The organism is Crossiella cryophila, from assembly GCF_014204915.1.
Lineage (GTDB): Bacteria > Actinomycetota > Actinomycetes > Mycobacteriales > Pseudonocardiaceae > Crossiella > Crossiella cryophila.
Genome location: NZ_JACHMH010000001.1, coordinates 8,238,647 through 8,265,637, shown reverse-complemented (window position 1 = coordinate 8,265,637; position 26,991 = coordinate 8,238,647). Strand labels below are relative to the sequence as shown.

At 71.0% G+C, this 26,991-nt stretch carries 18 protein-coding genes; 15 read left to right on the top strand and 3 right to left on the bottom strand.

Going from position 1 to position 26,991, the window contains the following annotated elements; all coding sequences use genetic code 11:
• Positions 1-153: 153 nt before the first annotated feature.
• From HNR67_RS35405 to HNR67_RS35370, 8 genes are all read left to right on the top strand, one after another.
• On the top strand, positions 154-765 hold the full coding sequence (locus HNR67_RS35405; RefSeq protein WP_185007074.1) for a TetR/AcrR family transcriptional regulator: 612 nt from the start codon (positions 154-156) through the stop codon (positions 763-765).
• Positions 762-1,550 carry a TIGR03084 family metal-binding protein gene (locus HNR67_RS35400; protein ID WP_185007072.1) on the top strand — a complete coding sequence of 263 codons (789 nt, stop codon included), beginning with the start codon at positions 762-764 and terminating at the stop codon, positions 1,548-1,550. Before HNR67_RS35405 ends, HNR67_RS35400 begins: the two co-directional genes overlap by 4 nt.
• Positions 1,543-3,237 (top strand): acyclic terpene utilization AtuA family protein, encoded by a 1,695-nt coding sequence (locus HNR67_RS35395; RefSeq protein WP_185007070.1) that lies wholly within the window; start codon positions 1,543-1,545, stop codon positions 3,235-3,237. Before HNR67_RS35400 ends, HNR67_RS35395 begins: the two co-directional genes overlap by 8 nt.
• A gap of 5 nt (positions 3,238-3,242) precedes the next feature.
• On the top strand, positions 3,243-4,391 hold the full coding sequence (locus HNR67_RS35390; RefSeq protein ID WP_185011495.1) for an acyl-CoA dehydrogenase family protein: 1,149 nt from the start codon (positions 3,243-3,245) through the stop codon (positions 4,389-4,391).
• On the top strand, positions 4,388-5,986 hold the full coding sequence (locus HNR67_RS35385; RefSeq protein ID WP_185007068.1) for an acyl-CoA carboxylase subunit beta: 1,599 nt from the start codon (positions 4,388-4,390) through the stop codon (positions 5,984-5,986). Before HNR67_RS35390 ends, HNR67_RS35385 begins: the two co-directional genes overlap by 4 nt.
• Before the next feature lie 11 nt (positions 5,987-5,997).
• Positions 5,998-7,974 (top strand): ATP-binding protein, encoded by a 1,977-nt coding sequence (locus HNR67_RS35380; RefSeq protein ID WP_185007066.1) that lies wholly within the window; start codon positions 5,998-6,000, stop codon positions 7,972-7,974.
• 5 nt (positions 7,975-7,979) lie between these two features.
• Positions 7,980-9,134, top strand: coding sequence for an acyl-CoA dehydrogenase family protein (locus HNR67_RS35375; RefSeq protein ID WP_185007064.1), 1,155 nt, complete (start codon positions 7,980-7,982; stop codon positions 9,132-9,134).
• Between the two features lie 73 nt (positions 9,135-9,207).
• Positions 9,208-10,770, top strand: coding sequence for an AMP-binding protein (locus tag HNR67_RS35370; RefSeq protein ID WP_185007062.1), 1,563 nt, complete (start codon positions 9,208-9,210; stop codon positions 10,768-10,770).
• A gap of 447 nt (positions 10,771-11,217) precedes the next feature.
• Here the strand turns inward: HNR67_RS35370 and HNR67_RS35365 are convergent, their stop codons facing one another.
• Both HNR67_RS35365 and HNR67_RS35360 read right to left on the bottom strand, forming a co-directional pair.
• Complete coding sequence (locus HNR67_RS35365; protein WP_246492665.1) at positions 11,218-12,561, bottom strand: threonine/serine exporter family protein; 1,344 nt, start codon at positions 12,559-12,561, stop codon at positions 11,218-11,220.
• 171 nt (positions 12,562-12,732) lie between these two features.
• Positions 12,733-13,779 carry a zinc-binding dehydrogenase gene (locus HNR67_RS35360; RefSeq protein WP_185007058.1) on the bottom strand — a complete coding sequence of 349 codons (1,047 nt, stop codon included), beginning with the start codon at positions 13,777-13,779 and terminating at the stop codon, positions 12,733-12,735.
• 181 nt (positions 13,780-13,960) lie between these two features.
• On the opposite strand from HNR67_RS35360, the gene aspS reads away from it, so the two are divergent.
• The 7 genes from aspS (at position 13,961) to HNR67_RS35325 (ending at position 25,302) form a co-directional block, all read left to right on the top strand.
• Positions 13,961-15,766 (top strand): aspartate--tRNA ligase, encoded by a 1,806-nt coding sequence (gene aspS, locus HNR67_RS35355; RefSeq protein WP_185007056.1) that lies wholly within the window; start codon positions 13,961-13,963, stop codon positions 15,764-15,766.
• A 5-nt stretch (positions 15,767-15,771) separates the two neighbouring features.
• Complete coding sequence (locus HNR67_RS35350; RefSeq protein WP_185011492.1) at positions 15,772-16,713, top strand: DUF389 domain-containing protein; 942 nt, start codon at positions 15,772-15,774, stop codon at positions 16,711-16,713.
• A 208-nt stretch (positions 16,714-16,921) separates the two neighbouring features.
• Positions 16,922-18,130 carry a phosphotransferase family protein gene (locus tag HNR67_RS35345; RefSeq protein ID WP_185007054.1) on the top strand — a complete coding sequence of 403 codons (1,209 nt, stop codon included), beginning with the start codon at positions 16,922-16,924 and terminating at the stop codon, positions 18,128-18,130.
• 130 nt (positions 18,131-18,260) lie between these two features.
• Positions 18,261-19,583: an aminotransferase class I/II-fold pyridoxal phosphate-dependent enzyme gene (locus HNR67_RS35340; RefSeq protein WP_185007052.1), complete on the top strand. Its 1,323-nt coding sequence runs from the start codon at positions 18,261-18,263 to the stop codon at positions 19,581-19,583.
• A gap of 92 nt (positions 19,584-19,675) precedes the next feature.
• The gene (locus tag HNR67_RS35335; protein ID WP_185007050.1) at positions 19,676-20,473 is read left to right on the top strand and encodes an SGNH/GDSL hydrolase family protein; all 798 of its coding nucleotides are present in this window, start codon (positions 19,676-19,678) and stop codon (positions 20,471-20,473) included.
• Between the two features lie 23 nt (positions 20,474-20,496).
• Positions 20,497-21,594: a pyridoxal-phosphate-dependent aminotransferase family protein gene (locus HNR67_RS35330; RefSeq protein WP_185007048.1), complete on the top strand. Its 1,098-nt coding sequence runs from the start codon at positions 20,497-20,499 to the stop codon at positions 21,592-21,594.
• Between the two features lie 126 nt (positions 21,595-21,720).
• On the top strand, positions 21,721-25,302 hold the full coding sequence (locus HNR67_RS35325) for a S8 family peptidase (RefSeq protein WP_185007046.1): 3,582 nt from the start codon (positions 21,721-21,723) through the stop codon (positions 25,300-25,302).
• Positions 25,303-25,353: 51 nt separating this feature from the next.
• On the opposite strand, the gene HNR67_RS35320 is transcribed toward HNR67_RS35325, so the two are convergent.
• A complete protein-coding gene (locus HNR67_RS35320) occupies positions 25,354-26,985 on the bottom strand; it encodes an alkaline phosphatase D family protein (protein ID WP_185007044.1) in 1,632 nt (543 codons plus the stop codon).
• Positions 26,986-26,991: the final 6 nt, after the last annotated feature.

Genomic DNA, 26,991 nt, shown 5'->3' with positions numbered 1-26,991 from the left:
CGCCCCGCTCGTATGATGTACGGTACGGCGTACGATTCGATTCGGCAAGTGGAGTCAGCTGTGATCCGGGTCACGGATGAGCGGGCGGGGATCGGGGTGCTCAACTAACAAGCAGGCTTGACTGTTTGTTAGTTGAGCGGGATGCTTCCCGGCATGAGCGCGCCCTCCAGGCAGCGGCAGGCCGACCGGAGCCGGGAGACCCGACGGAAGCTGATGGTGGCGACCGTGGACTGCCTGGTGGAGCGGGGCTGGGCCGGCACGACGACCACCTTGGTGGCGCAGCGGGCCGGGGTGTCCCGGGGCGCGCAACTGCACCACTTCCGGACCAGGGGCGAACTGGTCGCCGCGGCCGTGGAGCACGTGGGCGCGCTCGGCGTCGAGCAGCTGCGGGCCCAGGCCGAGACCGCCTCCAGCGGCGGCGGGCACACCGTGGTCGTGGTGGAGCTGCTGGCCGACTTCTACGCCAGCCCGCTGTTCACCGCGGCCCTCGAACTGTGGGTGGCCGCGCGCACCGACGCCGAACTGCGGGAACTGGTGCTGCCGTTGCAGACCCGGCTGGGCCGGGAAACGCACCGGCTGGCCCTGGAGCTGCTGCGGGTGGACGAGGCGCAGCCCGGGGTGCGCGAGGCGGTGCAGGCGACGTTGGACCTGATCCGCGGACTGGCGCTGGCGAATCTGCTCACCGACGACAGCCGTCGGCGCAAGCGGATCGTGCGGCAGTGGGCGGCGATGCTGGACGAGGCGTTGCGAGGGGAGCGGGGATGAGCGCGTTGGCGGGCTTGCTGGCGGATCTCGACGCCGAAGGGGGTGACCTCGACGCGCTGGTCGCCGGACTGGACGCGGCCGGACTGGCCACACCCACCCCGGCGGCGGGCTGGAGCATCGCGCACCAGCTGGCGCACCTGGCCTGGACGGACCGGCAGGCCATCCAGGCGGCCACCGACCCGGCCGGGTTCCTCGAGGCGGCCAAGGCGGCCAACCCACTGTCCTATGTGGAGGACGGGGCCGGCGAGGGCGTCGGCGAGGCGCCGGAATCACTGCTCGGACGGTGGCGGGACGGGCGGGCCACCCTGCGCGCCGCGCTGGCCGCGGTGCCCGCCGAGCAGCGGATTCCCTGGTTCGGGCCGCCGATGAAGTCCACCTCGATGGCCACCGCGCGGATCATGGAGACCTGGGCGCACGGCCAGGACGTGGCCGACGCGCTGGGTGTCCGGCGGGTGCCCACCCACCGGCTGCGGCACATCGCGCACCTGGGTGTGCGCACCATGGGCTTCGCGTTCGTCTCCCGCGGCGAGCCCGCGCCGGAGACACCGGTCCGGGTCGAGCTGATCGGGCCGGACGGGGACCACTGGGAGTGGGGGCCGCCGGAGGCGGTGGACCGGGTCAGCGGGGACGCACTGGACTTCTGCCTGCACGTGGTGCGCCGACGGCACCCGGACGACCTCGGACTCACCGTCACCGGCCCGGTCGCGACCAAGTGGATGAGCATCGCGCAGGCCTTCGCCGGACCGCCGGGAGCCGACCGCGAACCCGGGCAGTTCGATGACTGACGGGGTGCTGCGGATCGGCAACGCCTCCGGCTTCTACGGCGACCGGTTCAGCGCGGTTCGCGAACAACTATATGACGGCGAACTGCATATCCTCACCGGCGACTATCTCGCCGAACTGACCATGCTGATCCTGGGCAGGGACCGGCTCAAGGACCCCGCGCTCGGCTACGCGCGCACCTTCACCCGGCAGCTGGAGGAGTGCCTCGGGGTGGCCCTGGAACGCGGGGTCAAGATCGTCACCAACGCCGGTGGCCTCAACCCGGCCGGACTGGCCGAGGCGCTAAGGGCACTGGCTGATCGGCTCGGACTGGCCGTGCGGGTCGGGCACGTCGAGGGCGACGACCTGCGCGGGCGGGCGGCGGAGCTGGGTTTCGGCGAACCGTTGACCGCGAACGCCTACCTCGGCGCCTGGGGCATCGCGGACTGCCTGCGCGCCGGGGCCGATGTGGTGGTCACCGGGCGGGTCACCGACGCCTCCCTGGTGGTCGGGCCAGCGGCCGCGCACTTCGGCTGGGACCGCCAGGACTGGGACGTCCTGGCCGGGGCCACCGTGGCCGGGCACGTCCTGGAATGCGGCACCCAGGCCACGGGGGGCAACTTCGCCTTCTTCGCCGATCTCGACGACCCGCGGCGGCCAGGGTTCCCGATCGCGGAGATCGCCGCCGACGGCAGCTCGGTGATCACCAAACACCCTGGCACCGGCGGCGCGGTCACCGTGGACACCGTGACCGCGCAACTGCTCTACGAGATCGCCGAACCCGCCTACCTCGGCCCCGATGTCACCGCCCGGTTCGACACCATCCAGCTCGAGGACGCCGGGCCGGACCGGGTGCGCATCCACGGGGTCACCGGGGTCGCGCCGCCGGAGCGGCTGAAGGTGTGCCTGAACCGGCTCGGCGGCTTCCGCAACTCCACCACGTTCGTCCTCTGTGGACTCGACGTGCAACGCAAGGCCGACCTGGTGCGGGCACAACTGGAGGACGCGGTCGGCGCGGACGGGCTGACCTGGACCCTGGCTCGCACCGACCGGGCCGACGCGGACACCGAGGAGACCGCCAGCGCGCTGCTGCACGCCACCATCAAGGACACCGATCCCAAGCGGGTCAAGGCGTTCTCCCGGTCGGCCATCGAACTCGCACTGGCCTCCTACCCGGGATTCCACGTCACCGCGCCACCCGGCGACGGCACGCCGTTCGGGGTGTACTCGGCCGCCTACGTCGACCGCGCCGAGGTCCGGCAGGTCGCGGTGCTCCCGGACGGGACCCGGATCGAGGTCGCGGAACCCCCGGTGACCACCGCGGGACCGGTGGAACCCTTGGCGGGCAACGATCCGGTGCCCTTCGGCGGGCATGAGCCCACCCGGCGCGGACCGCTCGGGCGGATCGCCGGGGCCCGGTCCGGGGACAAGGGCGGGGACGCCAACCTCGGCGTGTGGGTCCGCTCCGAACCCGCCTACCGCTGGCTGTTCCACCACCTGACCGTGGCCAGGCTCAAGGAACTGCTGCCCGAATGCGCCGAGCTGACGGTGCAGCGGCACGCGTTGCCGAACCTGCGCGCGGTGAACTTCGTCATCCGCGGCCTGCTCGGCGACGGCGTGGCCTCCTCGACCCGGTTCGACCCCCAGGCCAAGGCACTGGGCGAATGGTTGCGGTCCCGAGTCGTCGAAGTGCCGGAGGTGTTGTGGTGAGCGAGATCCTGGACCCCTTCGAGACACCCGAGCGGAGAACACTGCGGGAGACCGTGCGCAAGTTCGTCCAGCGCGAGGCCGTGCCGCACCTGGCCCAGTGGGAACGCGACGGCGAGGTGCCGCGATCACTGCACCAGGCCGCCGCCGGGATCGGGTTGCTGGGCATCGGCTTCCCCGAACAGGTCGGCGGCAGCGGCGGTGATCTCCTGGACATGGTGGTGCTCAACGAGGAGGTGCTCGGCGCGGGCGGTTCCTCCGGGCTGCTCGCCGCGCTGTTCACCCACGGCATCGCGTTGCCACACATCGTGGCCGCCGGTGGCCCGGACCTGATCGACCGGTTCGTGCGGCCCACCCTGGCCGGGCAGAAGATCGGCTCGCTGGGTGTCACCGAACCCGACGGCGGCTCGGATGTGGCCGCACTGCGCACGGTCGCGGTCCGCGACGGCGACCATTTCGTGGTCAACGGGGCCAAGACCTACATCACCTCCGGCGCCCGCGCCGACTTCGTCACCACCGCGGTGCGCACCGGCGAGGCCGGATACGGCGGCGTCAGCCTCCTGGTGGTGGAACGCGGCACCCCCGGGTTCACCGTGAGCAGGCGCCTCGAAAAACTGGGCTGGCACTGCTCGGACACCGCCGAACTGTCCTTTGTGGACGCGCGGGTGCCGGTGGCCAACCTGGTCGGGGCGGAGAACGCCGGGTTCGCCGAGCTGATGCGGCAGTTCCAGCACGAACGGATCACCTTGGCAGTACAGGCATATGCGACCGCGCAACGGTGTCTGGATCTCAGTGTGCAGTGGGTGAAGGCCCGCGAGACCTTCGGGCGGCCACTGGTGAGTCGGCAGGTGGTGCGGCATCAGCTGGTGGAGATGACCCAGCGGATCGAACTGGCCCGCACCTACACCCGCTCGGTCGCGGCCCGCGCCGCCGCCGGGCAGGAGGTGGTGGCCGAGGTGTGCCTGGCCAAGAACGCCGCCGTGGCCGCCTGTTCGCACGTGGTGGACGCGGCCGTGCAACTACACGGCGGATTCGGGTACATGCGGGAGGCCGAGGTGGAACGACACTACCGGGACGCGCGCATCCTGGGCATCGGCGGCGGGGCCAGCGAGGTGCTCGCCGATCTGGCCGCGCGGCGATTGGGGTACACGGCATGACCGTCCTGAAGTCCACAGTGGACACCGCGGCAGCGGAGCACGTGGCCAACCGCGAGGCCATGCTGGCCAAACTGGCCGCCCTGGACACCGACCACGCCAAGGCACTCGCCGGTGGCGGCGCCAAATACGTGGACCGGCACCACAAACGCGGCAAACTGCTGCCACGGGAACGCATCGAACTGCTCCTCGACGAGGACACCGCGTTCCTGGAACTCTCGCCACTGGCCGCCTGGGGCACCGACTACACCGTCGGGGCCAGCGTGGTCGCCGGGATCGGCGTGATCAACGGGGTGGAATGCCTGATCACCGCCAACGACCCGACCGTGCGCGGCGGCGCCAGCAACCCGTGGACGCTGAAGAAATCCGTCCGGGCCATGGACATCGCGGTGGCCAACCGGCTGCCCGTGCTCAGCCTGGTCGAATCCGGCGGCGCCGACCTGCCCAGCCAGAGCGAGATCTTCATCCCCGGCGGGCGGATGTTCCGCGACCTCACCAGGGCCTCGGCCGCCGGACTGCCCACGATCACCCTGGTCTTCGGCAACTCCACCGCGGGCGGCGCCTACATCCCCGGCATGTCCGACCACGTGGTGATGGTCAAGCAGCAGGCCAAGGTCTTCCTCGGCGGGCCGCCGCTGGTGAAGATGGCCACCGGTGAGGAATCCGACGACGAGGAACTGGGCGGCGCGGACATGCACGCCGCCGTCTCCGGCCTGGCCGACCACCTCGCCGAGGACGAGCGGGACGCGCTGCGGATCGGCCGGGACATCGTGGCCCGGCTCAACTGGCGCAAACTCGGGCCCGGCCCGACCCGCGCGGTGGTCGAACCCCGTTACGACGCCGAGGATCTGCTCGGGATCGCGCCGAGTGACCTGCGGTTGCCGTTCGACCCGCGGGAGGTGATCGCGCGGCTGGTCGACGGCTCGGAGTTCGACGAGTTCAAACCCCGCTACGGCACCAGCCTGGTCACCGGGTGGGCCAGCCTGCACGGCTACCCGGTGGGCATCCTGGCCAACGCGCGCGGCGTGCTGTTCAGCGCCGAGGCGCAGAAGGCCACCCAGTTCATCCAGCTCGCCAACAGCGCCGACGTGCCGCTGATCTTCCTGCAGAACACCACCGGCTACATGGTCGGCAAGGAGTACGAGCAGGCCGGGATCATCAAACACGGCGCGATGATGATCAACGCGGTGTCCAACAGCACCGTGCCGCACCTGACCGTGGTGCTGGGCGCCTCCTACGGCGCCGGCAACTACGGCATGTGCGGGCGGGCCTACGATCCCCGGTTCCTGTTCACCTGGCCCAACGCCAAATCCGCGGTGATGGGACCGGCCCAGCTCGCCGGAGTTCTGTCCATTGTGGCCAGACAGGCGGCGGCCGCGAAAGGTGCGCCGTATGACGATGAGGCGGACAAGAACCTGCGGGCCATGGTGGAGGGGCAGATCGAGGCGCAGTCGCTGGCGCCGTTCCTGTCCGGGCGGCTCTACGACGACGGCGTGATCGACCCACGGGACACCAGGACCGTGCTCGGCATCTGCCTCTCGGCCATCCACAGCGCACAAGTCAGCGGCACCAGGAACTTCGGCGTCTTCCGGATGTGAGGTCCACCAACGTGATCACCCGAGTCCTGGTCGCCAACCGCGGCGAGATCGCCCGCCGCGTGTTCCGCACCTGCGCCACCCTCGGTATCGGCACGGTGGCGGTGTTCTCCGACGCCGACGCCGATTCCCCGCACGTCACCGAGGCCGACCTCGCGGTCCGGCTGCCAGGGGTCACCCCCGGCGAGACCTACCTGCGCGCGGAGGCGCTGATCGCCGCCGCGCACAGCAGCGGCGCGGACGCCGTGCACCCCGGCTACGGTTTCCTGTCCGAGAACGCCGGGTTCGCCCGCGCGGTGCTGGCCGCCGGACTGGTGTGGATCGGGCCGCCGCCGGAGGCCATCGAGGCCATGGGCGCCAAGGTGGAGGCCAAGAAACTGATGGCCGACGCCGGGGTGCCGGTGCTGCCCGAACTGAGCCCGGAGGATGCCGCGGGCCGCCGATTCCCGTTGCTGGTCAAGGCATCCGCCGGTGGTGGCGGGCGCGGTATGCGGATCGTGCGGGCCGCGGCGGAACTGGCCGGTGCGGTCGCGGCGGCTCGCGCCGAGGCGGCCAGCGCGTTCGGGGACGGCACCGTGTTCTGCGAGCCCTACCTGGAACACGGGCGGCACGTGGAGATCCAGGTGCTCGCCGACGCGCACGGCACCGTGTGGGCGCTGGGGGAGCGGGACTGCTCGGTGCAGCGCCGCTACCAGAAGGTCGTGGAGGAATCCCCGTCCCCGGCGGTGGATGAGAAGCTGCGGGACGCGATGTCCACGGCGGCGGTCGCGGCGGCCAAGGCCATCGGCTACCGCGGCGCGGGCACCGTGGAGTTCATGGTCTCCGAGGCCGGTGAGTTCTACTTCCTGGAGACCAACACCCGTTTGCAGGTCGAGCATCCGGTCACCGAGGCGGTGTTCGGTGTCGACCTGGTGGCCTGGCAACTCGCCATCGCCGACGGCGCTCCGCTGCCCACCGAACCACCGGTGTCCCGAGGGCATGCCATCGAGGTTCGGCTCTACGCCGAGGATCCGGCCGCGGACTGGCGGCCCGGCAGTGGGCCGTTGCATCGGTTCGCACTGTCCGGAGTGGACAGTGAGTTCACCGGGACCGCGGCCGAACGCGGGCTGCGGCTGGACGCCGGGGTGGTGGATGGGTCGGTGATCAGCACCCACTACGACCCCATGCTGGCCAAGGTGATCGCCTGGGCGCCCACTCGCGCCGAGGCCGCCCGTCGACTGGCCACCGCGCTCGCCGACGCCCGGGTGCACGGCCCGGCCACCAACCGGGACCTCCTGGTCCGGGTGCTGCGGGATGCGGACTTCCTGGCCGGGAAGGTGGACACCGGATTCCTGAGCAGGCAAGGACTCGACGTCCCACTGGCCGATGAGCAGGGTGTCCGGATCTCGGCGCTGGCCGCCGCGCTGGCCGAGGCCGCGGCCAACCGGGCCGGGGCGGGTGTGCAGCCCGCGGTGCCCGGCGGATGGCGCAACCTGCACTCGGCCGGTCAGGTCAAGGGCTACGACAGTCCACAAGGGACGATCGAGGTCCGCTACCGGTTCACCCGCGGCGGGATCCTCGCCGAGGACCTGCCCGAGGTGACCGTGGTGTCTGCCGCGCCCGGGTCGGTGGTGGTGGAACTCGGTGGGGTGCGGCGGATCCTGCACGTGGCCCGTTACGGCGAGCAGGTGTTCGTGGACTCGCCATTCGGCGGTGTGGCACTGCGCCGGTTGCCGCGGTTCGTCGAACCCGGCGACGCGCACGCCGAGGGATCACTGCTCGCGCCGATGCCCGGCACCGTCGTCGCGGTCAACGCCGCGCTCGGCGACACCGTGCACGCCGGGCAGGAACTCCTTGTGCTGGAAGCGATGAAGATGCAGCACCCGGTGCGCTCGCCAGTCGACGGCGTGCTCACCGAACTCGCCGTGACGGCGGGCGCCCAGGTCGAGGCCGGGGCCGTGCTCGCCGTGATCGAACCCGCCCCGAACGAGCAACAGCCGATGGAGGACTGACGGACATGGACTTCCGGGAGACCGACGAACAGCGCGCGCTGCGGGCCTCGGTGGCCGCGCTGGCCGCCAAATACGGCCACGGCTACTGGGTGGACAAGGCGAAATCAGGGGAGAAGACCACCGAACTGTGGGCCGAGGCCGGAGCGCTCGGCTACCTCGGCGTGGCCGTGCCCGAGGAGTACGGCGGTGGCGGCGGTGGCATCACCGACCTCGCCATCGTCTGCGAGGAACTCGCCGCCGGTGGCTGCCCGCTGCTGCTCCTGGTGGTGTCACCGGCGATCGCGGCCACCGTCATCGCCAAGTCCGGCACCCCGGAGCAGAAGAAGAACTGGCTGCCCGGCTTCGCCGACGGCTCGCTGAAGATGTCCTTCGCCATCACCGAACCCGACGCCGGCTCCAACTCGCACCGGATCGTCACCACCGCCCGTGCCGACGGCGACGGCTGGCGGCTCACCGGCGGCAAGTACTACATCTCCGGCGTGGACGAGAGCGACGCGACCCTGGTGGTGGCCCGCTTGGAGGACGCGCGCACCGGCAAGTTGCGGCCCGCGTTGTTCGTGGTGCCCACCGACGCGCCCGGGTACACCTATCAGCCGATCCCGATGGAGATCACCTCGCCGGAACGGCAGTTCACCCTGTTCTTCGACGACGTCAAACTGCCCGCGGACGCGTTGGTGGGCGGGGAGGACGCCGGGCTGGGCGCGTTGTTCGCCGGACTCAACCCGGAGCGGATCACCGTGGCCGCCTACGGTTGCGGCATTGGGCGGTACGCGTTGAGCAAGGCGGCCGACTACGCGCGCACCCGCAAGGTGTGGGACTCGCCGATCGGCGGACACCAGGCCGTCTCGCACCCGCTTGCCAAGGCGCACATCGAGATCGAGCTGGCCCGGCTGGCCACCCAGCGGGCAGCCTGGGCCTACGACCAGGACGACCCGAGCGCCGCCGAGGCCGCCAACATCGCCAAGTACGCCTCCGCCGAAGCCGCCATCGCCGCGGTGGACGCGGCCGTGCAAACCCATGGTGGCAACGGGATGTCCACCGAATACGGGGTCGGCACGCTGTACGGGGCGGCCAGGGTCGGGCGGATCGCGCCGGTCAGCCGGGAGATGATCCTCAACTTCGTCGCCCAGCACACCCTGGACCTCGGCAAGTCGTACTGACACGGTGGTAACGCGCGGCACCCCCAGGATCGACGAACGCGCATAAGGCAACGACGCCCCACCGGAGGTCCCCATGATCCACCGCAGCCCGTTCCCCGACGTCGACATCCCCGACCTGCCGGTGCACACCTACGTGCTGGCCGGGGCACGGGACCGCGGTGATCACCCGGCGGTGATCGACGGCAGCAGGCCGGACGGGCCGCGGCTGAGCTACGCCCAGCTCGACGCCTCGGTCGGCAGGCTCGCCGCCGGGCTGCACGAAGCCGGGTTACGCAAGGGCGAGGTGCTGGCGTTGTTCAGCCCCAACACCATCGTCTACCCGGTGGTCTTCTACGCCACCACCACCCTGGGCGCGATCGTCAGCACGGTCAACGCGTTGTACACGGTGGACGAACTGACCAGCCAGCTCCGCGACTCCGGCGCGAGGTTCCTGGTCACCATCTCGCTGTTCCTGGACCGCGCGGTGCCCGCGGCCCAGGCGGCGGGGATCGAGCACGTGATCGTGTGCGATACGGCGGAGGGCTTTCGGTCGATCCAGGACCTGATGGCCACTGACGGGCCGGTGCCGGAGGTGGAGATCAACCCGGCCGAGGATGTGGCGGTGATGCCGTATTCCAGTGGTACGACTGGGAAAGCCAAGGGTGTGATGCTGACGCATCGGAACATCGTGGCGAATATGGCTCAGTCCAGCGGGATGCAGCCGACCGGGCCGGATGATCGGGTGCTGGCGATCCTGCCGATGTTCCACATCTATGGGATCACCGTGTTGCTCAACCACGCGTTGCACTACGGGACGACGGTGGTGGTGCTGCCGCGGTTCGAGCTGGAGTTGTTCCTGACCGCGTTGGCCGAGCACAAGGTGACCAAGGTGCCGGTGGCGCCGCCGATCGTGGTGGCGTTGGCGAAACATCCGGTGGTGGACAAGTTCGACCTGTCGGCGTTGCGGGCGGTGTTGTGCGCGGCGGCGCCGTTGGACGCGGACACGGGGCATCTGTGCGCGGAACGGTTGGGTGTGCGGGTGGTGCAGGGGTATGGGATGACCGAGCTTTCGCCGGTGTCGCATGTGGTTCCGGACTCGGATGCGAATCCGCCGGATGGGACGGTGGGCAAGCTCATCCCGAACACCGAGTGCCGGATCATCGACCCGGCTACCGGGGAGGACGCCGAGGCTGGGGCGGCCGGGGAGTTCTGGATTCGGGGGCCGCAGGTGATGAAGGGGTATTTCGCCAGGGGGGCGGATACGGCTTCGATGATCGACGGGGACGGGTGGCTGCACACCGGGGATATCGGGCGGGTTGATGGGGAGGGGAACTTCTTCATCGTGGATCGGCTCAAGGAACTGATCAAGTACAAGGGGTATCAGGTGCCGCCTGCCGAGTTGGAGGCGGTGTTGCTGTCGGATCCGCGGATCGCGGATGCGGCGGTGATCGGGGTTGTGGATGCCGAGGGGGAGGAGGTGCCCAAGGCGTTCGTGGTGCGGGCGGCGGGGGCGGAGTCGTTGGGGGAGGGGGATGTTGTGGAGTTCGTGGCTGGGCGGGTCGCGCCTTATAAGAAGGTTCGGGTGGTGGAGTTCATTGACGCTGTGCCTCGGGCGTTGTCGGGGAAGATTTTGCGCCGGGAGCTGCGGCAGCGCTGAGACGGTTCGGCGGGTTGGCCGTTGTGGGACAAGGGCGAAGGTCAAGATCAAGGGCGTCCTCGCCGGACGGGCAGGAATCAAAGGATGGGGAACCGCTCGGGAGATGTTTGAAAAGCCACCCCGGCTGCCGGTTCTCCGGGCTTCGCCCGCCCACAACGGCCAACACTCCGTACGACAACGGCCAACACACCGTCCCATAACGGCCAACACGCGCGGAGGGGGTTGAACCTCAACCCTCTCCGCGCGTGTTGGCCGTTCTTGTACGCCGTGTTGGCGCTTGTTGTACGCCGTGTTGGCCGTTGTTGTACGTCGGGTGGGCGGAGTGCTGCTGCTGACCCGCCCGTCGTCCGGGTCTGGAACTGCCCGGCTGGCCTGTGCCGGGTTTCCTGTCCGTCCATAACGGCCAACGTGGCGTACGAGAACGGCCAACACGGCGGGGATTTGGGGTTATTCGAGGGGGGTTTCGGTGGGGCGGAGGGGGCCGGAGAAGCGGGGGCCGGCGAGGGTGCGGCCTAGGCGGCCCAGGCCGGTGCGGACTGGTTGGGCCAGGAATTCGCCTAGGACTACTCCGGCCGCGAGGGCCAGGGCGATGCCTGCTGCCAGGAGTAGGGATTGGGCGCCTGCGGAGATGTTGCGTTCCACGGCCAGTTGGAAGAGGGCGTGGTAGGTGGTCAGGCCGGGGAGGAGGGGGGTCAGGCCGGAGACGGCGATGATCAGGGGTGGGATGCGGAGGCGGCGGGAGATCACGCCGCCTACGAAGCCGATCAGGATGGCTGCTCCCGCCGAGGCGACCAGGAGGTCGGTGCCCAGGACGGTGAGGACGCCGTAGGAGGCGGTGCCCGCCGCGCCTGCCAGGCCCGCCACGAAGAGGGCTTTCAGGGTGGCGTAGCTGGCCCAGGCGAAGCAGAAGGAGGTCAGGCCGCCGGCGACGATCATCAGGGGGACGTGGGCCAGCAGTGGGGGTGGGGGTTCGGCCACGGAGATGTGCAGGCCCTGGGAGACGGCCAGGCGGAGGACCAGCAGGACGCCGATCACCAGGCCGGCGGTCATCAGGAGGACTTCCATGGCCCGGCCCGCCGCGGTGACGTTGTAGCCGGTGATCGCGTCCTGCACGGTGCCGACGATGGACAGGCCGGCCAGCAGCACGATGATGCCGGTGGCCACCACCAGGGACGGGCGGACCAGCTGGCTGGTGGGGTCCATCGCGTGCACGCCCAGGGCCATCGCGGTGGCCAGGGCGCCGCCTATCACCTGCTGGAAGAAGAAGGGGAGGGCGAGGCGGTTGACGATTCGGCCTACCCGGTCGATCAGGGCGGTGGTGAAGGCGGCGATGCCAGCCAGGAGTGGGCCGCCGCCGAGCAGGACCGCCACCGACGCCGCCATCGCGGCCCAGGCCAGGGTGGCCACCCAGCGGGGGTAGGGGTGGGGCGCGGTGGAGACGGCTTCCAGGCCGGTGAGGGCCTCGTCGGCGGTGAGGGTGCCCGCGTTGATCCTTCGGACCAGTTGTTCCAGCGCGGACAGGCGGGTGTAGTCCAGGCTGCGGGCCCGCACCACCCGGGTCGTGGTGACGGGGGCGGCCAGGTTGCCGCGGTGGCAGCAGGCGGTGATCGAGGTGAAGGTGACGTCGACGTCAGTGGTGGGCAGGCCGTAGGCGTTGGTGACGGCCAGCATCGTCGCGGTCACGTCGGCCGCGCCCGCGCCGCAGGCCAGTTGCAGCTCGCCGATGCGCAACGCCAGGTCGAGCACCTGGTGCACCGTGGACGCGTCCGGCACCTTCGGTCCGTGCAGCATGGCACTCATGATCGTCGGTTCCACCTGATCCCGCCGCAGCAGAAGTCGCCGCAGACCCACCACACACCTCCGCCACCCGCACGCCGCCGACCGGGGCATCGCGGTAGCGGGGCCTGCCGTTGCACGGTGTCGTCAAGGTCACGTGTGGTGGGTCAGGGCGAGGGGTACCGGCTAGGGCTTGAGGACGATGCGGATCGGGTTGCCGATCTTGTTCGCCAGGCGGTGCACGGCCTCGGGGGCCTCGTCCAGTGGGAGCACCTCGGTGACCGAGCCGGACAGGTCCAGGCGGCCGGTGGAGACCAGGCGGACCAGGGTGTGCAGGTCCTGCGGCTCCGAACCCCAGGCGCCGCGGACCTGGTGCTGGGCGGCGTTGAACCGGGCCGCCTGCTCCAGGTGCAGTGGCGCGTAGGTCATCCCGACCAGGACCAGTTTGCCGTGCGGGGCCAGCAGATCGTCCGCGGCGGCGCGGGCGGCCGGGTGGCCGACCAGATCGACCGCCAGGTCCAGGCCCATGCCCCCGGTGACCGCGCGGACCTTGGCCGTCAGGTCCGGCTCGGCCGGGTCGAAGGCGTGGTCGGCACCGGCTGCCAGGGCGCGTTCGCGGGCCACCGGCAGCGGGTCGAAGGCGATGATCGGGGCCGCGCCTGCCAGCCGGGCGATCCGCACCGCGTGCACGCCCAGACCGCCGATGCCCCACAGGCCGACCGCCTGGCCCACCTTCAGCTCACCCTTGTGCAGCAGCGCCGCGTACGGGGTGGACACCGCGTCCGGGATGATCGACCCCTGCTCGAAGGGCACGTTCTCCGGCAGCGGCACCACCGAACGGTGACTGGTCACCACGTAGTCCGCCCAGCCACCGTCGTAACTGACCCCGCGCGCCGGCGGCAGCAGGCAGAAACCGGTGTGGAACAGGCAGTTCGGGCAGGTGCCGCAACGATCGCCCGCGGCAAGGACCACCCGGGCGCCGGGCTGCCAGATGTCCGGCACGTCCGCACCCACCTCGGCGATGGTGCCCGACACCTCGTGGCCCAGGGTGATCACCGTCTGCCCGTTCAGCGTGCGGAACCCGGACAGGCTGCCGTCGATGATGTGCACATCCGACAGGCACACCCCGGCCGCGGCCACCTTCACCAGCACCTGACCCGGTCCCGGCGCAGGCACCTCGATCTCGTGCAGCCCGAACTTCCCGGATTCCAGGTCGAACCTCGCCGCGCGCATGCGTGCCCTCCATCGTCACCCGTTGGTGTTTGTACGTTACAGCGCGCAGTGGGGAATGGATCTTCGTGCACGCGGCCGCCGCCGCTGTCCCGGTGGCACTGGGGGAAACCTGCTGGCAGTCCCCCCGGGGCTGTTGGTTAACCTGCTCGGAAGCACTTCTGCCGACCAAGGAGATCAACCCGTGTTGCGCACGCACGAGGCCGGAGCACTCCGCGCCGAGCATGCAGGCCAGACCGTCACCCTCACCGGCTGGGTGGCGCGGCGTCGCGATCACGGCGGAGTGATCTTCATCGATCTCCGGGACGCCTCCGGTGTCGCCCAGGTCGTCTTCCGCGAGGGCGAGATGGCCGAGCGGGCGCACCGGCTGCGCGCCGAGTTCTGCGTCAAGATCGTCGGCGAGGTCTCCCAGCGGCCCGCGGGCAACGAGAACCCCGACCTGCCCACCGGCGCCATCGAGGTCCTCGCCACCGGCCTCGAGGTGCTCAACGAGTCCGCGCCGCTGCCCTTCCCCCTGGACGACCACCTCGAGGTCGGCGAGGAGACCCGGCTCAAGCACCGCTACCTCGACCTGCGCCGCAGCGGCCCGGCCAAGGCCATGCGGATGCGCAGCGAGGTCAACCGGGTCGCCCGCGATGTGCTGCACCGCAACAACTTCGTCGAGATCGAGACCCCGACGCTGACCCGCTCCACCCCCGAGGGCGCCCGCGACTTCGTGGTGCCCGCCCGGCTGCAGCCCGGCTCCTGGTACGCGCTGCCGCAGTCCCCGCAGCTGTTCAAGCAGCTGCTCATGGTCGGCGGCCTGGAGCGCTACTACCAGATCGCCCGCTGCTACCGGGACGAGGACTTCCGCGCCGACCGGCAGCCCGAGTTCACCCAGCTCGACATCGAGATGAGCTTCGTCGAACAGGACGACGTGATCGCCCTCGGCGAGCAGATCATCGCCGCCATCTGGCGCGAGACCCTCGGCGTCGAACTGAGCCTGCCCATCCCGCGGATCGCCTACGCCGAGGCGATGGCCCGCTACGGCAGCGACAAGCCCGACCTGCGCTTCGAACTCGAACTCGTCGAGATGACCGAGTACTTCGCCAACACGCCCTTCCGGGTGTTCAAGGCGCCCTACGTCGGCGCGGTCGTCATGCCCGGCGGCGCGAGCCAGCCGCGCAAGCAGCTCGACGCCTGGCAGGACTGGGCCAAGCAGCGCGGCGCCAAGGGCCTGGCCTACGTGCTCGTCCAGGAGGACGGCACCCTCGGCGGCCCGGTCGCCAAGAACCTCAGCGAAGAGGAGCGGGCCGGACTCGCTGCCGCGGTCGGCGCCAAGCCGGGTGACTGCGTGTTCTTCGCCGCCGACAGCGCCAAGGGCGGCCGCGCGCTGCTCGGCGCGGCCCGGGTGGAGATCGCCAACCGGCTCGGCCTGATCAAGGACGGCGACTGGAAGTTCGCCTGGGTGGTCGACTTCCCGCTGTTCGAGGCCACCAGCGAATCCGACGCGGAGAACGTCGCCGTCGGCTCCGGCAGCTGGACCGCCCTGCACCACGCCTTCACCTCGCCCACCCCGGACTCCATCGAGGACTTCGAGAAGGACCCCGGCTCCGCGCTGGCCTACGCCTACGACATGGTCTGCAACGGCTTCGAGATCGGCGGCGGGTCGATCCGTATCCACCGCGCCGACGTGCAGCAGCGCGTCTTCGGCGTGATGGGCCTGTCCGAAGAGGAAGCCCAGGAGAAGTTCGGCTTCCTGCTCGACGCGTTCAAGTTCGGCGCGCCCCCGCACGGCGGCATCGCCTACGGCTGGGACCGCATCTGCATGCTGCTCACCGGCGCCGACTCGCTGCGCGACGTCATCGCCTTCCCCAAGAGCGGCGGCGGCTACGACCCGCTCACCGCGGCGCCCGCGCCCATCACCGCCCAGCAGCGCAAGGAAGCCGGCGTGGACTTCAAGCCCGCGCCCAAGCCCGACAACGCCGCCAAGGACCCCGCCACCGCGTGAGTTCGCTGCTGCACCTGCGCGTCGTCAACCAGCCGGAGCACACCCAAGCGGTGCTCCGGCTGCTTGAGGACTGCCCGGGAGCCACCCACCTGGTGCTGCTCCCGGGCGCGGGCGTGCGACCGGCGGGCGATGTCGTCGAGGCCGACGTGGCCAGGGAAGCCCTCGACGACCTGCTCACCGAACTCTGCGCGCTCGGCATCGACCACCACGGCGCGATCACCCTGGAGAGCATCGACACCGCGCTGTCCGACGCCGCCGACCAGGCCGAGATCGCCGCACCCGGCGAAGGCGCGGACGCGGTGGTGTGGGAGGAACTCCTGGCCCGCACCGGCGAGGAATCCCGGCTCAACTTCACCTACCTGGGCTTCCTCACCATCGCCTGCCTGCTCGCCGCCATCGGCGTGATCACCGACTCGGTGATCACCATCGTCGGCGCAATGGTCGTCGGCCCCGAGTTCGGCCCACTGGCCGCGCTCTCCGTCGGCCTGGTCCTGCGCCGCTGGGACCTGGTCCGCCGCGCCCTGGCCGCGCTGCTGCTCGGCTTCCAGTGCGCCATGGTCATCACCGCCGGACTGGTCGCCCTCGGTTACGCCGCCGGGCTCTTCGATGAATCGATCATGCACGTCAACCACCAGAGCGACTTCGTCTACCAGGTGGGCCCGTTCTCCCTGATCGTCGCCCTGCTCGCCGGGGCGGCCGGAATGCTCTCCCTCACCTCCGCGAAATCCGCCGCGTTGGTAGGGGTTTTCATTTCGGTCACCACCGTGCCCGCCGCCGGGTACGCCGCGCTGGCGCTGGTGCTCGGCGAACCGGGACGGGCCGGACAGTCCGCGCTGCAACTGCTGGTCAACCTGGCCGGGATCGTCCTGGCCGCCACGATCGTGCTGCTGCTGCGCAACCGCCGGAACAAATACCAGGACAACGGCAGACCGCTCGCCGACGGCTGAGAACCGGACAACCGAGGAACTTCAGACGGGTTGTCGATCGTTGGTAGTACGCCGGGTGGGTGGAATCGGCGCGCAGCAGAGGGCTTGCGCCGCAACGAGATCGGAACCGAAAGACAATGTCCACAGGCTTGTTGGTCGGGATAGCTTTGCCAGAGCGTAACCAGATCATGCCGATCCGTGATAGCCGAGCCCGGTAGGGTCGACAACGATGAGCGTGGAAATCTCCACCGGCCCGCTGGACGTCCACAACGAGGTGGCAGCGGAGGTGGCCGAGACGGTCGCCGCTGCGCAGGCTGTGCTGCGCCGCCGCTTCGGCGCGAGCGTCCGGCTGAGTGATGCCGAGGATCTGGGCGGTAGCGACCGGTCGGTCGTACTCCGCGTGCGCGTGGTCGAGACACCCTTCGCCATGCCACGCACGCTGGTGATCAAGCGATACCGCACCCCGCTGCTGCCAGGGCAGACCGCGGACCCCTTCGCGCACGAGGCGGCCAGCAGCCAGCTGTTCACCGCGCTGTCGGTGGGCGAGCGGGTCAGCCCCGAACTCATCGCGCACGGACCGGCCGAACGGCTGCTCGTGCTCGAGGACCTCGGCCGCGCCCCCACCCTGGCCGACAAACTCCTCGGCGATGACGCCCGCGCCGCCGAACGCGCGCTGCTGGCCTGGGCCAGGGCCCTTGGCCGGGTGCACGCCAACACCGCCGGTCGCGAGGCCGACTTCGACGCGCTGATGCGCAGACTCGGCCAGCGCAGCTGGACCGACCCCATCGCGCCCGAGGCCCGCACCGCCCTCACCGAACTGCCCGCGCTGCTGGCCGAGGCCATCGGCGTGCAGACCCCGGACACGGTCGCCGAGGCCGCCCGCAACACCTCCTGGCTGCTCGGCGGCACCCGCTACCGCGCCTTCAGCCCCTCCGACGTGTGCCCGGACAACAACCTGGTCACCAACCGGGGCGTGCGCTTCCTCGACTTCGAGTGGGGCTGCATGCGCGATGTCGCCCTGGACGTGGCCTACCTGCGGGTGCCGTTCCCGTCCTGCTGGTGCTCCTTCGCCCTGCCCCAGGGCATGACCGAGGCCATGCTCGCCGCCTGGCGCTCCGAGGCCAGCACCGTCTGGCCCGACCTGGACGACGACGCCGTGCTGCTGCCAAGGCTGCTCGACGCCCAGGTGCTGTGGGTGTGGCTGTCCACCTGGTGGCTGCTGCCGCGCACCACCGAGACCGACCGGCCCATCGACGCCAACCAGACCTCCCCGCGCCGCAGCGCCGCCCTCGCCGACCGCTGGCGCAGGCTGCGCACCGACGCGATCGCCTGCGGCAAGCACGAGATGGCCGAGCACGCCGAGGCGGTGGCCAACGCCATCGTGCGCCGGTTCGGACCCGACGCCGAGCAGCTTCCGCTCTACCCCGCCTTCCGCTGAAAACCTTCCGGCCCGGACCGGAAGAATAATCACGATATTCTTGTAGTTCCGGTGAACCGTTCGCGGTCGCTCCTCGTATGACACGGCTGGGATCTCCACCCTGCCGCTGAGTAACTGGGGAGTTACTGCATTGACCACACGAGCTGACTTCACGGCGCTGGTCGCCGATGACATCCTGCCCAGCCGCATGCCCGACGTCGGGCTGCTGCGGGCTTACCTGGCCCAGGGCTGTCGGCACGGCGACCCGCTGTGCCTGAGCTTCGGCGAGACCTGGAACCAGGTCCCCGCCGGTCTGCTCGACCACCTGCACGAACGCCCGCTCTACGCCCACGGGTACCAGCTGTCCATGTACGGCCTGCCCGCGCTGCGCCAGGTCGCCCGCGACTACGTCGTGGACACCCACCGCCTCGACGGCATCGCCGAACCCGGCCGGGACTTCGAGGTCGCCGCCACCTGGACCGGCACCCGCGGCGCCATGTTCGACTTCGGCCGCTACCTCCTGGACGAACTCGGCTCCGACGGCCGCACCCCGATCGTGGTGGCCGCCGGACCCAGCTGGGACTACGAAGGCGTCTTCCACAGCCTCGGCTACCAGGTCCGCTACCTCCACCTGCGGCCGGAAACCGGTTTCCGCCCGCTGGCCGAGGAACTCCAGGACGTCGTCGACCGGGTCGACTCCACCCCGGAGGAACGCCTGGCCATGGTGGTGGTCAACGCCCAGCACAACCCCACCGCGGTCAACTGGCGGCCCGAGTTCGTCGCCGCCGCCGTGGACACCGCGCACCGGCACGGCGCCGGACTGCTCGTCGACGACGCCTACTTCGGCGTGCACGACCCCGAGACCGAACCCACCTCGGCACTGCGGGTGCTGCTGTCCCGGCTCGGCGCCGCCCCGCCCAACGCGCGCCGCCGCTGGCTCGCGGTGCGCTCCCTCGGCAAGCAGTTCCACTGCAACGGCTGGGGCCTGGGTCTGATGACCGCCGAACCGGCCACCCTGGACCTGCTGGTCAACCGGTACCGGCTGCACAGCTCGCTGATGTACGGCGGGGTCTACCAGCACGCCATGGCCGACTGGCTGGACGACCCGGCCAGCGCGGTGTTCCTGGCCGAGCAGTGCGCCGAGTACGCGGCCAAACGCCGCCTGGTCGACCGGCTCTTCCACGGCAAACTCAACTACCCCGCCGGGGCCGTGCACACCGGGACCTGCACCTCCTACCTGCTCTTCGCCCTGCCCGAGGCCTATCAGCGGATCCCCGAGGGCACCGTGCGCTTCCGGGACGACACCTTCGCCCGCACCGGCGTGCTCTTCGCGCCCGCCTGGCCCTGGCCGTACGCGCCCACCGGGTCGCCCATGCCGTACATGCGGATGTACCTCGGCCCCGGCCAGGACAGCCTCACCGAGGCGGTGCACCGGATGGCCCAGGCCGGGATCGACTGGCAGATGCAGGCGTGAACGTCCGGGCGGGGGCGAAAGTTCCCCGAGGCGTCTCCGCCCGGTCATCCTGATCTCACCGGCAGTGAGCCGAGCGCCCTGATCGTGGAAGCGTGACGGTTCAGCTCACCGCCCCGGCGCTCGTCCCCGGTGCCACCGGGCGAGCGGTACGCAGCCTGGTCGCGCTCGGCGACTCCACCACGGTCGGCATCGGCGACCGAGTCCCCGGCGGCTGGCGCGGGTTCGCCCCGCTGCTGGCCGACGGGCTCGGCGCCGAGCTGCACAACCTGTCCTTCCAGGGCGCGCGCATGCGCTGCGTCCGCGACCAGCAGCTGCCCCGCGCACTGGCACAACGGCCCGACGCCGCGGTGCTCGTGGTCGGCATGAACGACACCCTGCGCTCGGACTTCGACGCCGAGGCGATCAAAGCCGACCTGGACGAGGTGGTCGGCAGGCTCACCGCGGCCGGGACCACCGTGCTCACCGCCCGCTTCCACGACCACGCCCGCGTCTTCCGCATCCCCGGCCCCCTCGCCCGCGCGCTGCGCTCGCGGATCGCCGAGGTCAACGACCTCACCGACGAGGTGGTCGGCCGCCACCGGATCGGCTGCCTGGACCTGGACGCGCTGCCCGGCGCCTACGACCTGCCCACCTGGAGCGTGGACCGGCTGCACCCCTCCGAACTCGGCCACCGGATGCTGGCCCGCGGCTTCGGCGAGTTGCTGGAGGCGGCCGGGTGCCGGGTGCCGGAGCCGGTGTCGATGACCTGCGCGGGCGGGGTGCGGATCACCCCGCTGCACCACGTGGGCTGGCTGCTGTTCAAGGGCCTGCCGTGGCTGTGGCGGCGCAGCTCAGACCTGCTGCCCTATGCCGCCCAGATCATCTGGCGGGATATCAGGAGCAGGCGCTGAGCACACGAGGTAGCGTGCCCGCCATGCCGTTGGTTGATCGTGTGCTGCTGGGCCCCGGACCGTGCAACCCCTACCCGGAGGCGACGCTCGCGCTGGCCGCGCCGCTGCTGGGGCACCTCGACCCGGAGTTCCTGCGCATCCTGGACGAGACCTGCGACCGGCTGCGCACCGTGTGGGGCACCACGAACCGGCGCACCCTGCCGCTGTCGGGCACCGGCTCCATCGGCATGGAGGCCGCCTTCGTCAACACGGTGCGGCCCGGCACCGTGGTCGTGGTCGGCGTCAACGGCCTCTTCGGCGTGCGCATGTGCGAGGTCGCCTCGCGCTACGGCGCCGAGGTGGTGCGGGTGGACCACGAGTGGGGCGCCCCGATCGACATCCGCCGCATGCTCGACGCCCACCCCAAACCGGACCTGGTGGCCGCGGTGCACGCCGAGACCAGCACCGGCGTGCTCAGCGACATCGGCGGCCTCGCCCAGGCCGTGCACGCCCGCGACGACAACGCACTGGTCATCGCCGACTGCGTCACCTCCATCGCGGGCATGCCGCTGCACATCGACGAGTGGGGCGTGGACATCGCCTACGCCGGCACCCAGAAGTGCCTCGGCGTCGCCCCCGGCCTCGCCCCGTTCACCTTCTCCGAACGGGCCTGGGCGCGGCGGGTGGAACGGCCCAGCACCTGGTACCTCGACCTCGGGCTGATCGGCGACTACGTCAGCGGCGGCGCCGGTGGCGGCCGCACCTACCACCACACCGCGCCCACCGCGATGATCGCCTCGCTGCACGCCGGACTCGGCCGGATCCTCGAAGAGGGTCTGCCCGCGGTGCACGCCCGGCACCAGGCGGCCGGGGCGCAGTTGCAGGACGGACTGGCCGAACTGGGGCTGAAACTCTTCGCCGCGGACGGGCACCGGCTGCCGCAGCTGACCACGGTGTGGGTGCCCGAGGGCGTGGACTCGGCGACCATCCGCACCCGGCTGTTGCGGGACTTCGACATCGAGATCGGCGCGGGCGCGGGCGAGTACGCCACCCGGGTCTGGCGGATCGGCCTGATGGGGCCCAACGCCACCCCGGCCAGGCCCGCGCTGATCCTGGCCGCGCTGAGGTCGCTGCTGGGCTGACCCCGGCCGGTCGTGTGCGTTCCACCGTTCCCACGAACTTCCCGTGGAGAAGCAACCTCCCGGGTCGTTGCGCCGTAGGTGTTCCGTAGCGAGAACACGGGAGTTCTCGCCAGCGAGGGAGCATTCATGGGGACGTACTTCAGCCACGGTCGCCGTTGGGGCGCGACCGTGGCGCTGCTCGCCCTGGCCGGGTCGGCGCTGACCCCGGCCGCGGCGAGCGCCGAACCACCACCGTCAGCCGCACCGGCGCAACGCGTGATCACCCTGCTCAGCGGCGACCAGGTGGTGGTGCGCGGCCAGGACGTGGTCACCGTCCGGCCCGGCCCCGGTCGCGAGGACCTGGCCTTCCACAAGGTGATCCTCAACGGGCACCGGTTCGTCTACCCCGCCGACGCGCTGCCGCTGGTGCGCGCGGGCCGGCTGGACGAGACCCTGTTCGACGTCACCGAACTGCTGCGGCAGCGCTTCGACGAGACCGGCGCGCTGCCGGTGCTGCTGACCCGGCCGCCGCAGTCCAGGGCCCGCCGGGACCTGCCGGCGGCCAGCACGGTCACCCGTGAGCTGCCCGCGCTGGGCGTCACCGCGCTGACCCGGCCGACCGAGCGCGCCGGGGAGTTCTGGGCCTCGCTGACCGGGCCCTCACTGCGGGCGGCTGAGGGCAAGTTCTGGCTCAACCGCAGGCTTTCGCTCAACCTGGACCAGAGCGCGGCGGTGATCGGCGCGCCGCAGGCCTGGCAGGCCGGGGGCACCGGCGCCGGGGTGAAGGTCGGCGTGCTCGACTCCGGCTACGACCAGCAGCACCCGGATCTGGCAGGCCGGGTCGCCGCCGCGGAGAGCTTCCTCCAGGGCGTTCCCGTGCAGGACACCAATGGCCACGGCACGCACGTGGCCTCCACCATCGCGGGCACCGGCAAGGCTTCCGGGGGCCGGTACCGCGGCATCGCCTATGACGCCAACCTGCTCATCGGCAAGGTCTGCGACGAGTACTGCCCGGAGGACTCGATCCTGGCCGGCATGCAGTGGGCGGCCGATCAGGGCGCCAAGGTGGTCAACATGAGCCTGGGCGGCCCGCCCACCGACGGCACGGATCCGTTGTCCCAGGCGGTGAACACGCTCTCCGCGCAGAAGGGCACCCTGTTCGTCATCGCCGCTGGCAACAACGGCTCGCAGGAGGCGGTCGAGTCACCCGGCTCGGCCGACGCGGCGCTGACCGTGGCCGCGAGCACCAAGTCCGGGCAGCTCGCCGCGTTCTCCGCGCGCGGCCCCCGGCACCTCGACCACGCCGCCAAGCCGGACATCACCGCGCCCGGCGTGGACATCGTGGCCGCCCGCGCCGCCGGCGCGCTGCCGCAGTTCGCGGTCAGCGAGCAGTACCTGCGGATCTCCGGCACCTCGATGGCCACCCCGCACGTCGCGGGCGCCGCGGCCGTGCTGGCCCAGCAGAACCCGGGCTGGACCGGCGAGAGGCTCAAGGCCGCGCTGATGGGCACCGCCGCCCCGCTCACCGGCGTGGACGTCTTCGGGCAGGGCGTGGGCAGGCTGGACCTGGCGCGGGCGCACCAGCAGCGGGTGCGGGTCGAACCGGCCTCGCTGTCCATGGGCAGCGTGCCCACCGGCGGCGAACAGCCGGAGAAGCGGAAACTGAAGTACAGCAACGATTCCGACCGCCCGGTCACGCTGAAGCTGGACCTGCCCGCGCACGGCGGCCTGCTCACCGCCGACGCCGAACAGGTCACCGTGCCGGCCAAGGGCTCGGCCGAGGTCACCGTGACCGCCGACTTCACCAAGGCCACCGGCCTGGTCGGCGCCCGGCTCACCGCCACCGGCGAGGGCGTGCAACTGCGCACCTCGGTGGTGGCCGAACGGCGTCCGGCCGACCACATCGTCACCGTGAAGTCCTTCAGCCACCAGGGCAAGACCGACGCGTCCACCGTGGTCGTGCTGCAGGACCTGGACACCGGCAAGGCCAGGATCCTGCACAACAGCAGCGAGGGCGTGCCCGCGGGCCGGTACCGGGTGATCGGTCAGGTGATCGACACCGAGTACCCGCCCGGTCTGCCCTACGGCGTGTTCACCGACCGGGTCAAGCTGGTGCAGGAGATCACCGTCGACCGGGATGTGGAGATCGTCCTGGACGGCCGCAAGGCCAAACCGGTCCGGGTGCGGGTGGACGACCCCCAAGCGGTGCAGACCCCGTTCCAGCTGGGCCACGAGGTCGGCGTGTTCTCCGACCTGCCCGGCAAACAGCGCGCCGGGGTGTCCATGGTGTCCAAGCCGGGCCGGGAGTTCGTGGTGGCCAGCGCGCCCGCGCCCGGAATCGTGTTGTACAGCAACACCTCCTGGAACCGGCCGCTGCTCTCCGCCAAGCTCGGCGACCTCGAACTCAACCCGAGGGACCTCAACCCCCTCGGTTTCCGCGGTGAACGCACCGCCAAGGTCGCCGACACCGGCGGCGGCACCCCGGAGGAGATCGCCAAGGTCGAGGTGCGCGGCGCGTTCGCGCTGATGCAGCCCGGCCGCCAGCCCACCGTGGAGATCAACCGGCGGATCGCCGCCGCGTTCACGGCAGGGGCGGCCGGGGTGATCCTGGACGACGCGGGCGCCGAGTACCGGCCGGAGTGGACCGGCCCGGTGATCAATATCTACGGCGCGGCCAGTGCCGCACTGCGCGCCCAGCCCGGTGGCAGCGTCACCATCCGCGGCGTCGCCAACTCGCCGAGCCTGTACGTGCTGCACGACCGGATCACCGGGAAGCTGCCGGACGGGATCGACTGGCCGCACGCGGCCAAGGACCTCGGCAAGGCCCGCACCCGGATCGCCCAGCCCGGCACCGGCGAACTGGCCACCGACATCCAGGCCAACGTGCAGGTCGGCGGCATGTGGTTCGGATCGGTAGCCCCGGTCCGGGTGCCCGTCGAACTCGACGTGTACTACACGCCCGGTCTGGAGTGGATCACCGGCGCCGCGGTCGGGCAGACCCAGAACGCGGCCTACGGCATCCAGGAAACCCTGCCGGTCACCTTCCGCGCCGGGCAGATCGTGAAGCAGTCGCTGTTCACCGGCCCGTTCGGCCCGGAACTGCACCGGCCCGCGATCACCCGCACCGGCGACAAGGTCCGGGTGGAGCTGCCGATGTTCACCCAATCCGGCGGGCTGCCCGCCAGCGGCTACTTCAGCCCGGACTTCGACAAGGGCAGCACCTCGTTGTCCGCCAACGGGAAACGGATCGGCGGCAGCGACGTCCCCGGTATCGCCACCGTGGACGTGCCGGAGCGGCGTCAGCCCCTGGAGCTGACCGTGGCGGGCACTCGCGCGCTGCCAGGGGTGGACCTGGGCACCAAGTCCAGTGCCACCTGGAAGTTCCACAGTGGACGGACGGCGAAGGAGACCTCGTTGCCGCTGCTGGACATCCGCTATGACCTGCCCCTGGACCTGGCCAACCGGGCCAAGCAGGGCGAGTTCGCCTTCACCGTCAACGCCGCGCACCAGAGCGGCTCGGGTGGCCGGGGCGCGGTGGCGGTGACCATGGAGGTCTCCACCGACGACGGCGCCACCTGGCAGCCCGTCCCGGTGCTGCCCGCCGGGAAGTCCTGGACCGCCAAGGTGACCAACCCGGCCGGTGGGTTCGTTTCGTTGCGTACCAAGGCGATCGACGCCGACGGCGGTTCGGTCACCGAGACCTTGGTCCGCGCCTACCGCGTGGGCTGAGCGAGGACCGGGGGTCGCTGTCGCGGGAGACAGCGGCCCCCGGGTCCCTTGTCACACCAGGGGATTCGTCACTGACTGGACGCGCTGCGTCCCGGCCTTGACCAGGAACGAACGCCCGTGCCGCACCGCACTGTCCGGCTTGGTCCGGTCGGCCAGGTAGTACCAGTCCATCTGGGTGCCCGCCGGGGTGACCTCCAGCACCGAGGCGCCGTGCGAGTCGTACTCCACCCACTTGATGTGCCGGTTCAGCCCGGTGATCGCCTTCTCCACCAGTACCGAGGCGGTGCGCGGCGGCACCTTGAGCACATCGTCGATGTTGTCCGAGGTCACCGAGGTGCACACCAGTTCGGTGGCCAGGGATGGGCTCAGCGGGTACAGGCCCGCGTCCGCCGGGATGTCCGCCGCCCAGGAGGAGTGCACGTCCCCGGTGAGGAACACGGTGTCCTTGACCTTGTGCTCCGCCAAGGCTTTGAGCACCTTGCGGCGGTCCGCGGTGTAGCCGTCCCACTGGTCGGTGAGCACCGCCCCGCCCTCCTGGGGCAGGCCCAGCAACTTCAGCAGCGGCCCGAGCAGTTCCGCGGGCAGCGGCGGGATCAGCGTCGGCGTGATCATCACCGAGGTGCCGACCAGCTTCCACTGCGCGCTCGAGCCGACCAGCCCGTCGATCAGCCAGCGCAACTGCTCGGCCCCGGCGATGGTCCGATCCGGCCGGTCCACCTCCCCGGAGAGCGCCTTGACCTGTTGCGACCGGTGCGTGCGCAGATCGAGCATGGTCAGCTCGGCGAGCTTGCCGAAACGCAGCCGCCGGTAGAGCCGGTCCCCGGCGTTGCGCACCGGCATCCACTCGAAGTAGGCCCGGTGCGCCGCGGCCTTGCGCACCGCGTACTCGCCCTCGGTACCCGGGGTGTGGTTGCCCGCACCCCCTGACCAGGCGTCATTGGCGACTTCATGATCATCCCAGGTGGTGATCCACGGACAACTCGCGTGCAGCCGCTGCAGGTGCGGGTCGGTCTTGTACTGGGCGTGCCGCTGCCGGTAGTCGGCCAGGCTGACCGTCTCCCGCGGCGGCATGTGCGGCCGCACGTAGCTGCCGACCGGGAACCCGCCCGGCTCGTACTCGTAGAGGTAGTCGCCCATGTGCAGCACCGCGTCCAGGTCCCCGCGCTCGGCGAGGTAGCGGTAGGCGGCGAAGTACCCGGCCTGCCAGTTCGAGCAGGACACCACGCCGAAACGCAGCCGGGACACCGCGGCGTCGGCGGCCGGGGCGGTGCGGGTGCGGCCGACGGGGGAGCGGACCCCGGAGACGGTGAAGCGATAGTGGTAGTCGGTGGCGGGGGACAGGCCGCCGACATCGACCTTGATCGTGTGGTCGCGAGCCGGTCCGGTGCTGGTGACCCCGGCGGCGGCCAGCACGCCGAACCCGGGGTCGGTGGACACCTCCCAGCGCACCTCGATCTCGGGGCCGACCCCGGAACCCGGCGTCGACTCGGGGGTGGGGGTGACCCGGGTCCACAGCAGCACGCCGGTGGGCAACGGATCGCCGGAAGCCACGCCGTGCCCGAAAACCGGGACGTCAGCGGCAGCGGCCAGACTCGTGGTGGGCAGAGCAGTCGCGGCGGCCACACCCAGGGCCGCGGCTCCGGTGGCGCGCAGCACGGCCCGCCGGTCCAGAGGATGATTCATGTTCAG

Excerpts from the sequence above, each read along its gene's own strand:
- HNR67_RS35405 (WP_185007074.1), top strand. The coding sequence starts at position 154 with ATGAGCGCGCCCTCCAGGCAGCGGCAGGCCGACCGGAGCCGGGAGACC.
- HNR67_RS35400 (WP_185007072.1), top strand. The coding sequence starts at position 762 with ATGAGCGCGTTGGCGGGCTTGCTGGCGGATCTCGACGCCGAAGGGGGT.
- HNR67_RS35395 (WP_185007070.1), top strand. The coding sequence starts at position 1,543 with ATGACTGACGGGGTGCTGCGGATCGGCAACGCCTCCGGCTTCTACGGC.
- HNR67_RS35385 (WP_185007068.1), top strand. The coding sequence starts at position 4,388 with ATGACCGTCCTGAAGTCCACAGTGGACACCGCGGCAGCGGAGCACGTG.
- HNR67_RS35375 (WP_185007064.1), top strand. The coding sequence starts at position 7,980 with ATGGACTTCCGGGAGACCGACGAACAGCGCGCGCTGCGGGCCTCGGTG.
- HNR67_RS35370 (WP_185007062.1), top strand. The coding sequence starts at position 9,208 with ATGATCCACCGCAGCCCGTTCCCCGACGTCGACATCCCCGACCTGCCG.
- HNR67_RS35365 (WP_246492665.1), bottom strand. The coding sequence starts at position 12,561 with ATGCTGCACGGACCGAAGGTGCCGGACGCGTCCACGGTGCACCAGGTG.
- HNR67_RS35360 (WP_185007058.1), bottom strand. The coding sequence starts at position 13,779 with ATGCGCGCGGCGAGGTTCGACCTGGAATCCGGGAAGTTCGGGCTGCAC.
- HNR67_RS35345 (WP_185007054.1), top strand. The coding sequence starts at position 16,922 with ATGAGCGTGGAAATCTCCACCGGCCCGCTGGACGTCCACAACGAGGTG.
- HNR67_RS35330 (WP_185007048.1), top strand. The coding sequence starts at position 20,497 with ATGCCGTTGGTTGATCGTGTGCTGCTGGGCCCCGGACCGTGCAACCCC.
- HNR67_RS35325 (WP_185007046.1), top strand. The coding sequence starts at position 21,721 with ATGGGGACGTACTTCAGCCACGGTCGCCGTTGGGGCGCGACCGTGGCG.
- HNR67_RS35320 (WP_185007044.1), bottom strand. The coding sequence starts at position 26,985 with ATGAATCATCCTCTGGACCGGCGGGCCGTGCTGCGCGCCACCGGAGCC.